The organism is Streptomyces spectabilis (assembly GCF_008704795.1).
Classification (GTDB): domain Bacteria; phylum Actinomycetota; class Actinomycetes; order Streptomycetales; family Streptomycetaceae; genus Streptomyces; species Streptomyces spectabilis.
In genome coordinates this window covers 4,959,008-4,971,528 of record NZ_CP023690.1, presented here as the reverse complement: position 1 = coordinate 4,971,528, position 12,521 = coordinate 4,959,008, and the positions used below count along the sequence as shown (strand labels likewise).

Sequence of the window (12,521 nt, the reverse complement as noted above, 5' to 3'; positions counted from 1 at the left end):
TCAGATGTCGAGGAAGCGGACGTCCTTGGCGTTGCGCTGGATGAACGAGCGGCGCGCCTCGACGTCCTCGCCCATGAGGACCGAGAAGAGGTCGTCGGCCTGGGCGGCGTCGTCGAGCGTGACCTGGCCGAGCACGCGGTGCTCGATGTCCATCGTGGTGATGCGCAGCTCCTCGGCGTTCATCTCGCCGAGACCCTTGAAGCGCTGGACCGAGTCGTCGCGGATCCGCTTGCCGTTCTGCCGGCCGAGCTCGATCAGCGCGTCGCGCTCGCGGTCCGAGTACGCGTACTCGAAGTCGTCCTTGCCCCACTTGATCTTGTAAAGCGGCGGGCGGGACAGGAAGACGTGGCCCGCCTCGACCAGCGGACGCATGAAGCGGAACAGGAACGTCAGCAGCAGGGTGTTGATGTGCTGGCCGTCGACGTCGGCGTCCGCCATCAGGATGATCTTGTGATAGCGGAGCTTCTCAATGTCGAAGTCCTCGTGGACTCCGGTGCCGAAGGCCGAGATCAGCGCCTGGATCTCCTGGTTCTGGAGGATCTTGTCGACGCGGGCCTTCTCGACGTTGAGGATCTTGCCTCGGATGGGCAGGATCGCCTGGTACTCCGGGTCGCGGCCGGACTTGGCCGAGCCGCCGGCGGAGTCACCCTCGACGATGAAGATCTCGCACTTCGTCGGGTCGTTCGACTGGCAGTCGGAGAGCTTGCCCGGCAGGGACGCGGTCTCCAGGAGGCCCTTGCGGCGGGTGAGGTCACGCGCCTTGCGGGCGGCCACGCGCGCGGTGGCGGCCTGGATGCCCTTGCGGATGATGTCCGCGGCCTCGTTCGGGTTGCGGTCGAACCAGTCCGTGAGGTGCTCGTGCACGACCTTCTGGACGAACGTCTTCGCCTCGGTGTTGCCGAGCTTCGTCTTGGTCTGGCCCTCGAACTGGGGCTCGCCCAGCTTCACCGAGATGATCGCGGTCAGACCCTCGCGGATGTCCTCACCCGTGAGGTTGTCGTCCTTCTCGCGGAGCAGCTTCTTGTCGCGCGCGTAACGGTTCACCAGACCGGTCAGCGCGGCGCGGAAGCCCTCTTCGTGGGTGCCGCCCTCGTGCGTGTGGATGGTGTTCGCGAAGGAGTACACGCCCTCGCTGTACTGCGAGTTCCACTGCATGGCGATCTCGACCGAGAGCAGGCGCTCCTTGTCCTCGGCCTCGACGTCGATGACGGTGGGGTGGACGACCTCGCCCTTGCGGGAGTTGAGGTACTTCACGAAGTCGACGATGCCGCCTTCGTAGTGGTACGTGACCGTGCGGACCTCTTCGACGGTGTCGTCGCTGGCCTCGGCGGAGTCGGCGCCCGCCGTGGCCTTGGCCGACTCGCGCTCGTCGGTGAGCTTGATCGTCAGGCCCTTGTTGAGGAAGGCCATCTCCTGGAAGCGCCGCGCGAGCGTCTCGAAGGAGTAGACGGTCGTCTCGAAGATGTCGGCGTCGGCCCAGAAGGTGACGGACGTGCCGGTCTCCTCAGTGGCCTCGTGCCGCTCCAGCGGCGCCGTCGGGGCACCGCCCTTGTAGTCCTGCGTCCAGCGGTAGCCGTCGGTCTTGATCTCGACGGAGAGCTTCGTGGAGAGCGCGTTCACCACGGACACACCCACACCGTGCAGACCGCCGGAGACGGCGTACCCGCCGCCGCCGAACTTGCCGCCCGCGTGCAGCACCGTGAGCACGACCTCGACGGCCGGCTTCTTCTCGACCGGGTGGATGCCCACCGGGATGCCGCGGCCGTTGTCGATCACGCGCACGCCGCCGTCGGCGAGGATCGTGACGTCGATGGTGTCGGCGTGCCCGGCGAGGGCCTCGTCGACGGAGTTGTCGACGACTTCCTGCACGAGGTGGTGCAGACCACGCTCGCCGGTCGAGCCGATGTACATGCCGGGCCGCTTGCGGACCGCGTCCAGACCCTCGAGGACGGTGATGGCGCTGGCGTCGTACGAGGCCGTGCCCTCGCCGGAGGCCTCGATGGCCTCGGGGGGTACGGCGCCGTCGCCGGCGGCAGTGGACGGGATGTTCTCGTTGGGGTTGCCGGAATCGGCCACGAAGCGCCCTTTCTGGCACAGCACAAAGCCAAGCTCCCGGCGCTGGCCGGAGCGGCTGCGGCGTGTTGCGTTGGTAAGCCTGGTTCAGCTCTTGCTCAGCTTCTCCCGCTGCTCCCCACGACTGGGGCGGGATTAGCTTCCAGTCTACCGGTAGCGCCGACAGTGATGGGGGTTTGCCGGTACCTGAGTCCGCATGTGCCGCCCTGAACCGGCATCAGCCGACTCCCCATATGCGCCCCCGGGCCCTAAGAGGCTCACAGCGGCACTCAGCGCTTCGGGCAGTCAACCCCCAGCTACCGACCGGATCTCGTCATCCGTAGGTGTCGCCGGGACCCGTGCTGCCGGGCGCCCGCAAGGGTCCGAAGCGGCGTGCGGGGCCACCGGGTCCGAGGACCTTGATGAGGCGTACGGTGCCCTGCCCCAGGTCCTCGTTCAGGCGCGCGACCAGCTGCGGAGCGAGCAGCCGCAGGTTCGTCGCCCAGGCCGTGGAGTCGCACTGCACGGTCAGGACGCGCTCGTTCTCGTCGTACCGCTGCGGTACGCAGTGCTTGGCGAGGTCCTCGCCGACGATCTCGGGCCAGCGGCCCATCACGCCGCCGACGGCCGCCGGGGTCTCCCAGCCGCGCTCGGTGATCAGACGGTTGATCGCGGAGCCGAGCGGCAGCGGATCGCGCCCGTCGGAGCGCGCGCCCGAGCGCAGGCCGCCGCGCCGGGCCTGCTTCTTCTGGCGGGTCGCGTCCCCACGCGCGCGTGCCTGCTCCTTGGCGGCGCGCAGGGCGACGCGGGCGAGGTCGACACCGGAGGGCTCCGGCGGCGCGGGCCGGGACGCCCCGGCCTCGGCGGGCTCCGCGGGGCGGGCCGCGTCGGACGGCTTGCGGGACTCCGACGGCTTGCCGGGCTCGGTCATACGCGCTCCACCTCGCCCCCGGACACGGCGTACCGCGCTCCGGTCAGCACAGCCGGTACGTCGTCGTCCACGGCCGCCGTGACCAGGACCTGCTCCCCGGGGGCCACCAGTTCCGCGAGCCGCTCCCGGCGGCGCGCGTCCAGCTCGGCGAAGACGTCGTCGAGGACGAGCACCGGCTCATTGCCCTCGGCCCGGAGCAGGTCGTACGAGGCGAGGCGCAGCGCGAGCGCGTACGACCACGACTCTCCATGGGAGGCGTAGCCCTTCGCGGGCAGCTGGCCAAGTTTGAGTAGTAGGTCGTCCCTGTGGGGTCCTACGAGAGTGACGCCCCGCTCGATCTCCTGCTTGCGGGCCTCTTCCAGAGCGGCGATCAACTGCTCGTAGAGCTCCTCGCGCGCGTGGCTGACGATTCCGGGCGAGGAGGGCTTGTAGTCGAGGCCGAGCGGGCCGCCGCCGGGGGCCAGCTGTTCGTACGCCTTGTCGGCGAGCGGCTGGAGCGCGGCGATGAGGTCGAGGCGCTGGGCGAGCAGTTCGGCGCCCGCCCGGGCGAGGTGCTGGTCCCAGACGTCGAGGGTCGACAGGTCCATGGAGCGGCCGCCGTGGCGCCGGGCGAGGGCGGCGGACTTCAGGAGCGTGTTGCGCTGCTTCAGGACGCGGTCGTAGTCGGAGCGGACCGCCGCCATGCGCGGGGAGCGGGCGGTGATCAGCTCGTCGAGGAAGCGCCGCCGCTCTCCGGGGTCACCCTTGATCAGGGCCAGGTCCTCGGGGGCGAACAGGACCGTGCGCACGATGCCCAGGACGTCACGGGGCCTGACCTGCGAGGACCGGTTGATGCGGGCGCGGTTCGCCTTGCCCGGGTTCAGTTCGAGCTCGATGAGCTGCTGGCGCTCGCCCTGCCGGACGGCGGCCCGGATGACGGCCCGGTCGGCGCCCATGCGCACCAGGGGCGCGTCCGAGGAGACCCGGTGGCTGCCGAGCGTCGCCAGATAGCCGACGGCCTCGACGAGGTTGGTCTTGCCCTGGCCGTTCGGCCCCACGAACGCGGTGACGCCCGGGTCGAGCGGAACCTCGACCCGGGCGTACGAGCGGAAGTCGGCGAGGGACAGGTGCGTGACGTGCATGGTGTGGCGCCGACCTCCCCCGGCTTTCCTGCTGTGGCTAGGGGCCGCCGTGGCCTGGGTGCCGGCGGCCCGCCCGCCACGGCCCGCCGCGGTCCACACAGACTGTGGACAACGGGCCGCGCGGGCTGTGGATCAGTGCTCGCTCTTGGACTCGACGGCGTGGCCGCCGAACTGGTTGCGCAGCGCCGCGATCATCTTCATCTGCGGTGAGTCGTCCTGCCGCGAGGCGAAGCGCGCGAACAGGGACGCCGTGATCGCGGGCAGCGGCACCGCGTTGTCGATCGCCGCCTCGACCGTCCACCGGCCCTCGCCGGAGTCGGCCGCGAAGCCGCGCAGCTTGTCCAGGTGCTCGTCGTCGTCCAGCGCGTTGACCGCCAGGTCGAGCAGCCAGGAACGGATCACCGTGCCCTCCTGCCACGACCGGAAGACCTCACGGACATCCGTGACCGAGTCCACGGCCTCAAGCAGCTCCCAGCCCTCGGCATAGGCCTGCATCATCGCGTACTCGATGCCGTTGTGAACCATCTTCGCGAAGTGGCCGGCGCCGACCTTGCCCGCGTGCACGGAGCCGAAGTCGCCCTCCGGCTTGAGCGCGTCGAAGATGGGCTGCACCTTGGCGACGTTCTCCTTGTCGCCGCCGTACATCAGCGCGTAGCCGTTCTGCAGGCCCCAGACGCCGCCGGAGACGCCGCAGTCGACGAAGCCGATGCCCTTGGCGGCGAGCTCCTCGGCGTGCTTCTCGTCGTCCGTCCAGCGGGAGTTCCCGCCGTCCACGACGACGTCGCCGGGCGAAAGCAGCTCGGCGAGCTCGTCGATCGTCGACTGGGTCGCGGCTCCGGCCGGGACCATCACCCACACCACGCGCGGGCCCTTGAGCTTGCTCACCAGCTCTTCGAGGCTGTGGACATCGGCGAGGTCCGGATTGCGGTCGTATCCGATGACGGTGTGGCCTGCGCGGCGAATGCGCTCGCGCATGTTGCCGCCCATCTTGCCGAGGCCGACGAGACCGAGCTCCATCAGTGCGTTCCTAACTAGCGATGTGGCGTGAGGGCACGTCACGGCCGCTCTGCGCTGAGCGGCTCCGCGTACCCGCGGCACGTTCGTACCCGCGTCCGAGCCTACGCCCGGACGCGGCCACACACCTGTGGGCTCAGCCGCTCAGACGTACGGGCATGATCAGGTACTTGTACGCCTCGTCCGCCTCGGCGTCCACGGCCGGCTTGCCGCTCAGGAGCGCGGGCTTCGTCGACGTCGTGAACGACAGCTGGGCGACCGGGGAGTCGATCGCGCTCAGGCCGTCGAGCAGGAACGTCGGGTTGAAGGCGATCGAGATGTCGTCGCCCTCGAGCTGGGCGTCGACCCTTTCCACAGCCTGTGCGTCGTCGCTGGAACCGGCCTCCAGGATGAGCACGCCCTGCTCGAAGCTGAGCCGCACCGGGGTGTTCCGCTCGGCCACGAGCGCGACGCGCTTGACGGCCTCCACGAAGGGGGCGGTCTCGATGACGGCGACCGAGTTGAACTCCGTCGGGAAGAGCGTGCGGTACTTCGGGAGGTCGCCCTCCAGGAGGCGGGTCGTCGTACGGCGGCCCGCGCCCTCGAAGCCGATGAGGCCCTCGCCCGCGCCGGAGCCGGACAGGGCCAGGGTGACCGTGTCGCCGCTCGTGAGCGCCTTGGCGGTGTCCAGGAGCGTCTTGGCGGGCACCAGGGCGACGGCGGACGTCTCCGGGTTCTCCGGCTTCCACAGGAACTCGCGGACCGCGAAGCGGTAGCGGTCGGTGGAGGCCAGCGTGACCGTGTCGCCCTCGATCTCGATGCGGACACCGGTGAGGACGGGCAGGGTGTCGTCGCGGCCCGCGGCAATGGCGACCTGGGAGGCGGCCGAGGCGAAGACCTCACCGGGGACGGTGCCCGTGGCGGTCGGCATCTGCGGCAGCGCCGGGTACTCCTCCACAGGCAGGGTGTGGAGGGTGAAGCGGGAGGAGCCGCAGACCACCGTCGCCCGTACACCGTCTGTGGAGATCTCCACCGGGCGGTTCGGCAGGGCGCGGCAGATGTCGGCGAGCAGGCGGCCGGAGACGAGGACCGTGCCCTCCTCGTCGACCTCGGCGTCCACGGAGACGCGGGCCGAGACCTCGTAGTCGAAGCTGGACAGGGAGAGGGCGCCCTCCTCGGCCTTCAGCAGCAGGCCCGCGAGGACGGGCGCTGGCGGCCGAGCCGGGAGGCTGCGTGCCGCCCACGCCACCGCCTCCGCGAGTACGTCGCGTTCCACCCGGATCTTCACTTAGCCGCCCTCCTGCTGTTGCTGGCACTGGGGACCAGTCTGACGCACCGCACTGACAGCTGGTGCCCGTCGGGGTCAAGTCGTGCCGATAGGTCGTGGCGGGCCGAGCGGCGAGTTGTGCACAGCCCCCACTTCAAAGCGGAAATCTGACTCTCTCTAGTCGGGAGTAGTAGTAGGGCCTGTGGAAACCGTGGATAACCGCGTATGCGCAGGTCAGCGTCCGTTTTTTGTCCACTGGCCCTGTGGGCGACGGCGGTGGACAACCGGGGGTAACTGTGGACGGGCGAAAGTTCTGCACACCCGATGCACAGGAGAGGGCTACTTCTCCCCAGCCCTGTCCCCAGCTTTACCCAGCTTCCCCACAGGGCAACCCGGCACCTTTGTGTGACGCCTTTCACTCGACCCGGTGAGAGGGCGCGTCGCGTTGCCGAACAGTGGACAGGGCTGGGGAGAAGCTGTGCACAACAGGCCTCAGCCTGTGGGCCGCCGGTGGACAACTTTTCCCACCCCCTGTGGACAAGATCTTCATCCACAGTCTGTGGACAGTCTTCGTCCACGAATCCACAACCACTTGACCTGGCCTGATGACCATTCAGCAGGGTGCCCTGTGGACACGGTTGGGACAACTTCCCAGTCCCCAGGGTGTGGAGGGCGAAAAGACCGCTGATCTGTGGAGAACCCAGGTGAGGTGACCATGAATCGAACAGAAGATGACGAACAGGTCGCGGATATCGGGGGCGATCGGGGCCGTGCACAGCTGTGAGGGCGGGGCCGGAGGGGGTTCCGCGCAGGCGTCGGCGGCTCTCAGGAGGGCGCTGGTGGAACCCGGAAGGGGCGTCGGGGCGCTGTGGAGCGACCTCACCGCAGGCCCTCGTAGGCGCTGTGGGTCGAGCCACTGAGTAGGCGCTGACTGCGTAGCCGTGGACTACGGAGGCGTGGACTACGAGGGCACGGACTACGTAGGCACGGGAAAACGCGAAGGGCGCCCCGGAGACGTGCTCCTGGGCGCCCTGGCGCGGCGTACGGCCCTTGCTGTCAGCCGTTCTTGATGCGGTTGGTGAGCTCGGTGACCTGGTTGTAGATCGAGCGGCGCTCGGCCATCAGCGCGCGGATCTTGCGGTCGGCGTGCATCACCGTCGTGTGGTCGCGGCCGCCGAACTGCGCGCCGATCTTCGGCAGGGAGAGGTCGGTCAGCTCGCGGCACAGGTACATGGCGATCTGGCGGGCCGTCACCAGGACCCGGCTGCGCGACGATCCGCACAGGTCGTCCACCGTCAGACCGAAGTAGTCGGCGGTGGCCGCCATGATGGCCGTCGCCGTGATCTCCGGAGCCGCGTCCTCGCCGCCCGGGATCAGGTCCTTCAGGACGATCTCGGTGAGTCCCAGGTCCACAGGCTGTCGATTGAGCGACGCGAAAGCCGTGACGCGGATCAGCGCGCCCTCCAGCTCACGGATGTTCCGCGAGATGCGGGACGCGATGAACTCCAGGACCTCCGGCGGTGCGTTGAGCTGCTCCTGGACCGCCTTCTTCCGCAGGATCGCGATGCGCGTCTCCAGCTCGGGCGGCTGGACGTCGGTGATCAGGCCCCACTCGAAGCGATTGCGCAGCCGGTCCTCCAGGGTCACCAGCTGCTTGGGCGGCCGGTCACTGGAGAGCACGATCTGCTTGTTCGCGTTGTGCAGCGTGTTGAACGTGTGGAAGAACTCCTCCTGCGTCGACTCCTTGTCCGCGAGGAACTGGATGTCGTCGACGAGCAGGATGTCCATCTCGCGGTAGCGCTTGCGGAAGCTGTCGCCCTTGCCGTCGCGGATGGAGTTGATGAACTCGTTGGTGAACTCCTCGGAGCTCACATAGCGCACGCGCGTGCCCGGGTAGAGGCTGCGCGCGTAGTGCCCGATCGCGTGCAGCAGGTGCGTCTTGCCGAGCCCCGACTCCCCGTAGATGAACAGGGGGTTGTACGCCTTCGCGGGGGCCTCGGCGACGGCGACCGCGGCCGCGTGCGCGAAGCGGTTCGACGCCCCGATCACGAAGGTGTCGAAGAGGTACTTCGGATTCAGGCGCGCGGTGGGCTCACCGGGGCCGGTCGCGGGCGCCGGCTGTGCGGCCAGGGGGCCGGGAGCGCCGCTCGACGCGGGCAGGGGGGTCCCGCCGTGCCCGACGGGGCCCGAGGGGCCTCCAGGGCCTCCTGGGCCCCCGCGCGGCCCTGCGCCGGAGCCCGCGCCGGGGGGCGGCTCGTGCCGCTCCCGCCGGTCGTGGCGGTCGTGGCGGTCCTGCCCCGGCCGTTCGGAGCGCTGCTGCTCGTACGGCGGGCGCTCCTGCGGCGGCTGCGGGCGGTAGTCGTGCTGAGGCTGTTGCCCGGGGCTCGCGTACGGGTCGCGCTCGGGGAAGCCGAGGCGCGGCTGCTGCCAGCCGTAGTCGTCCTGCGGCTGCTGCGGCCAGGCGCCGGGGCGCTGGTAGTCCGGATACGCCGGGCGGGCCGACGGCATCTGGTCCGGGCGCGGGCCCGCGGAGCGCTCGTCCCCGGGGTGGCGCCCGTACGCGTCGTACGTGTCATGCCCCTGCCCGGAGGCGGAAGGCATCTCCGGCTCCTCGTACCGGGGCGCGGGCTCTTCGTAGCGGGGCGGCTGCTCCTCGTAGCGGGAGGGCTGGTCCTCGTACCGCGGCTGCTGTTGCTGGACCGGCGGCGCGGGCGGGGTCTGCGGCTCGCCCATGGAGTCGTCGACCGTGATGGCGATGCGGATCGGGCGCCCGCACTCCCGGCTCAGCGTCTCGCTGACGACTGGGGCGAGGCGGCCCTCCAGGACGCCCTTCGCAAATTCGTTCGGAACGGCAAGGAGGGCGGTGTCGGCGACGAGCGCGAGCGGCTGGCACCGTCGGATCCAGTGCTCGTCCTTCGCCTCGACGCCCTGCCCCCGGCCTTCGCCCAGCAGCTGCTCCAGAACCCTTGGCCACACTGCGGCAAGATCGGCAGGTACGTCAGCCACAGGGCACGCTCTCTCACAGGTCCCACGAAGGTGTGGTTCTTGGGACGGGTCGGGACGGAAATCGGGAGGGGCAGGGGGAAGGGAACGAATCGGAGTTCAGCCACGGTAGTCAGGGCGACGGGTGCGGTTCAAGTTGTTGTCCACAGGCTGTGCACAGTGTCTCTCCCTGACGGCTGGTTTGACCGGATGGCGTAGCCCCGCGTACCGTAACCAGGTCGAGTTGTCGATGGCTGCTGCCGCCTGCCTCCGATGGGCAAAGATCACGGTCAGTGATTGTGAAGCGGTGCACTCGGTGCCTACACGCGAGCTTCTCCGAGCTTCTCGTGGGCGCACGGTGACAGCCAGGCGATACCCGCCAACACACGAGTCATTTCTGGAGCCCCCGAGTGAGCAAGCGCACCTTCCAGCCGAACAACCGTCGTCGCGCGAAGACCCACGGCTTCCGGCTGCGTATGCGCACCCGTGCCGGCCGCGCCATCCTGGCGTCCCGCCGTAGCAAGGGTCGCGCCAGCCTGTCCGCCTAAGCGCAACTAGGTCATGACGTCGTGCTGCCTACCGAGCATCGGCTGAGGCGGCGCGAAGATTTCGCGACCGCGGTACGCCGAGGACGCCGGGCCGGACGCCCGCTACTCGTCGTCCATCTACGCAGCGGTGCAACGGACCCGCACGTGCCGGGGGAGAGCCTTCCCCCGACGCGTGCGGGTTTCGTCGTGAGCAAGGCCGTGGGTGGAGCCGTCGTACGCAATACGGTCAAGCGCCGACTTCGCCATCTGACACGCGACCGGTTGGCCTTGGTGCCCCCCGGTAGCCTGGTAGTCGTACGAGCGTTGCCCGGCGCGGGCGACGCCACCTACGCACAGCTGGCCCAAGACCTGGACGCCGCCCTGCGGCGCCTCCTTGGAGGGGGCGCGCGATGAAGTACCCGCTGCTGGCGCTGATCAAGCTGTACCAGTGGACGATCAGTCCACTCCTCGGCCCGGTGTGCAAGTACTACCCGTCGTGCTCCCGCTACGGCTACCTCGCCATCGACCGGCACGGTGCGGTCAAGGGAACAGCGCTCACAGCCTGGCGCATCCTGCGATGCAATCCGTGGTCGCTCGGTGGTGTAGATCACGTTCCGCCGCGCAAGCGTCCGCGGTGGCACGAGATGCTGCGCGCCGCCTGGCGCGAACGCAAGGGCGGGCCCTCCGCCGCTGGCGTGCCGACCGGAGACCTCCCACCGGCTCCCCCGAGCCCGGCCGCCGAGACCCCGTCCCATGCTCAAGGAGCCTGATTAGTGGACACGATTGCCGGTTTCTTCAGCTTCATCACGACACCCGTCTCCTGGGTCATCGTGCAGTTCCACAAGCTGTACGGTGCGATCTTCGGCCCTGACACGGGCTGGGCCTGGGGCCTGTCGATCGTGTCCCTGGTGATCCTGATCCGAATCTGCCTGATCCCGCTCTTCGTGAAGCAGATCAAGGCGACCCGGGCCATGCAGACGCTGCAGCCCGAGATGAAGAAGATCCAGGAACGCTACAAGAGCGACAAGCAGCGTCAGTCCGAAGAGATGATGAAGCTGTACAAGGAGTCGGGTACCAACCCGCTCTCCTCGTGCCTTCCCATCCTGGCGCAGTCGCCGTTCTTCTTCGCGCTGTACCACGTGCTCAACGGCATCGCGTCCAACAAGAAGGTCGGCGTCATCGACCAGCAGCTGCTGGACAGCGCCCGTGACGCCCACATCTTCGGTGCCCCGCTCGCGGTGAAGTTCACGGACAGCGCCGACAAGGTCGCCTCCCTCGGCGCCTCGCTGACCGACGTGCGCGTCGTGACCGCGCTCATGATCATCCTGATGTCGGCGTCGCAGTTTTTCACCCAGCGCCAGCTGATGACGAAGAACGTCGACACCACGGTGAAGACGCCGTTCATGCAGCAGCAGAAGATGCTGATGTACGTCTTCCCCATCATGTTCGCCGTCTTCGGCATCAACTTCCCGGTCGGTGTCCTCGTCTACTGGCTGACCACCAACGTGTGGACCATGGGCCAGCAGATGTACGTGATCCGCCAGAACCCGACGCCCGGCTCCAAGGCCCAGGCCTCGTACCTGGAGCGCCTGCAGAAGCACATCACGGACGCGGGCAAGACCCGCAGCCGTGGCCAGGTCAGGGCCGTGAAGGCCATCGTCGCCAAGGGCCGCGACCGCAACGAGTACGAGCGGAAGTTCATCAACGGCCTGAACAAGGCCGGTTTCGCCGCCCAGGCCGACGGCACCGTGATCGTCAGCGAGCCCGAGGTCACCACGGCCGAGGACGGTACGCCCGCCACGCCCAAGCGGCAGCAGCCCAAGCGCCAGAGCAAGGCCAAGCGCCAGTCCGGCACCACCACGGGCGGCAAGGCCGACGGCGGCGCCACGAGTGACCCGGCCTCCGACGCTTCCGGCACGAAGACATCGCTGACCAAGTCCGAGGCCAGCGCGCCCCAGGACGCCCCGGCCAAGGCCAAGTCCACCGGCGGCGCCTCGGGCAACCAGCCCGGCCAGGGCACCCGCAGCAAAGCCAAGTCCGGACAGCGCAAGGGCCAGCAGCGGCCCAAGCACCCGTCCAAGAAGTAAAAGGAGTCCATCCCGTGACGGAAGGCACCACCACCTCCGCCGCAGCTGAGGCCGGCGACGCTCTGACCCGCCTCGAGCAGGAGGGGGAGATCGCGGCGGACTACCTCGAGGGTCTGCTGGACATCGCCGACCTCGACGGCGACATCGACATGGACGTCGAGGCCGACCGGGCCGCGGTGTCGATCATCAGTGACGCCGGCAGCCGCGACCTGCAGAAGCTGGTCGGCCGGGACGGCGAGGTCCTGGAGGCGCTCCAGGAGCTCACCCGCCTCGCGGTGCACCGGGAGACCGGCGACCGCAGCCGCCTGATGCTGGACATCGGGGGCTACCGCGCCAAGAAGCGCGAGGAGCTCTCCGAGCTGGGCGCCAAGGCCGCTGCCGACGCGAAGAGCTCCGGTGAACCGGTCAAGCTCAAGCCGATGACGCCGTTCGAGCGCAAGGTCGTGCACGACGCGGTCAAGGCCGCGGGCCTGCGCAGCGAGTCCGAGGGCGAGGAGCCGCAGCGCTTCGTCGTGGTACTCCCGGCCTGATCTGTACGTCTCATCCCGGCCCCGTCTGTTC

The 12,521-nt window shown here is 69.1% G+C and carries 11 protein-coding genes; 5 read left to right on the top strand and 6 right to left on the bottom strand.

All coding sequences use genetic code 11. From position 1 onward, the window contains the following. The 6 genes from gyrB to dnaA all read right to left on the bottom strand — a co-directional run bounded on the left by gyrB (position 1) and on the right by dnaA (position 9,370). Positions 1 to 2,100 carry a DNA topoisomerase (ATP-hydrolyzing) subunit B gene (gyrB, locus tag CP982_RS21635; protein ID WP_150512045.1) on the bottom strand — a complete coding sequence of 700 codons (2,100 nt, stop codon included), beginning with the start codon at positions 2,098 to 2,100 and terminating at the stop codon, positions 1 to 3. A 286-nt stretch (positions 2,101 to 2,386) separates the two neighbouring features. Beyond that, complete coding sequence (locus CP982_RS21630; RefSeq protein ID WP_150512044.1) at positions 2,387 to 2,983, bottom strand: DciA family protein; 597 nt, start codon at positions 2,981 to 2,983, stop codon at positions 2,387 to 2,389. Next, complete coding sequence (gene recF / locus CP982_RS21625) at positions 2,980 to 4,104, bottom strand: DNA replication/repair protein RecF (protein ID WP_150512043.1); 1,125 nt, start codon at positions 4,102 to 4,104, stop codon at positions 2,980 to 2,982. The genes CP982_RS21630 and recF overlap by 4 nt, the downstream gene beginning before the upstream one ends. 132 nt (positions 4,105 to 4,236) lie before the next feature. Further along, the gene (gene gnd, locus CP982_RS21620; RefSeq protein WP_342355627.1) at positions 4,237 to 5,163 is read right to left on the bottom strand and encodes a phosphogluconate dehydrogenase (NAD(+)-dependent, decarboxylating); all 927 of its coding nucleotides are present in this window, start codon (positions 5,161 to 5,163) and stop codon (positions 4,237 to 4,239) included. Positions 5,164 to 5,254: 91 nt separating this feature from the next. Next, entirely contained in the window at positions 5,255 to 6,385 is a 1,131-nt protein-coding gene (dnaN, locus tag CP982_RS21615; protein ID WP_030676844.1) for a DNA polymerase III subunit beta, read from the bottom strand. A gap of 1,035 nt (positions 6,386 to 7,420) precedes the next feature. Continuing rightward, entirely contained in the window at positions 7,421 to 9,370 is a 1,950-nt protein-coding gene (gene dnaA / locus CP982_RS21605) for a chromosomal replication initiator protein DnaA (RefSeq protein WP_150512041.1), read from the bottom strand. Between the two features lie 386 nt (positions 9,371 to 9,756). Here dnaA and rpmH point away from each other — a divergent pair, with 386 nt between their 5' ends. The 5 genes from rpmH to CP982_RS21580 are packed head-to-tail and all read left to right on the top strand — an operon-like array spanning position 9,757 to position 12,490. After that, the gene (rpmH, locus tag CP982_RS21600) at positions 9,757 to 9,894 is read left to right on the top strand and encodes a 50S ribosomal protein L34 (protein WP_006348049.1); all 138 of its coding nucleotides are present in this window, start codon (positions 9,757 to 9,759) and stop codon (positions 9,892 to 9,894) included. A gap of 21 nt (positions 9,895 to 9,915) precedes the next feature. After that, complete coding sequence (gene rnpA / locus CP982_RS21595; RefSeq protein WP_078868812.1) at positions 9,916 to 10,287, top strand: ribonuclease P protein component; 372 nt, start codon at positions 9,916 to 9,918, stop codon at positions 10,285 to 10,287. Then, entirely contained in the window at positions 10,284 to 10,643 is a 360-nt protein-coding gene (gene yidD, locus CP982_RS21590; RefSeq protein ID WP_144319904.1) for a membrane protein insertion efficiency factor YidD, read from the top strand. Before rnpA ends, yidD begins: the two co-directional genes overlap by 4 nt. A 3-nt stretch (positions 10,644 to 10,646) precedes the next feature. Continuing rightward, positions 10,647 to 11,960 (top strand): membrane protein insertase YidC, encoded by a 1,314-nt coding sequence (yidC, locus tag CP982_RS21585; protein WP_150512040.1) that lies wholly within the window; start codon positions 10,647 to 10,649, stop codon positions 11,958 to 11,960. A gap of 14 nt (positions 11,961 to 11,974) precedes the next feature. Then, positions 11,975 to 12,490, top strand: a complete 516-nt coding sequence (locus CP982_RS21580) for a Jag family protein (RefSeq protein WP_150512039.1) — start codon at positions 11,975 to 11,977, stop codon at positions 12,488 to 12,490. Positions 12,491 to 12,521 lie beyond the last annotated feature (31 nt).

Bases quoted from the DNA above. Each gene is read 5' to 3' on its own strand.
- CP982_RS21630 (WP_150512044.1), bottom strand. From the start codon at position 2,983: ATGACCGAGCCCGGCAAGCCGTCGGAGTCCCGCAAGCCGTCCGACGCG.
- recF (WP_150512043.1), bottom strand. From the start codon at position 4,104: ATGCACGTCACGCACCTGTCCCTCGCCGACTTCCGCTCGTACGCCCGG.
- yidD (WP_144319904.1), top strand. From the start codon at position 10,284: ATGAAGTACCCGCTGCTGGCGCTGATCAAGCTGTACCAGTGGACGATC.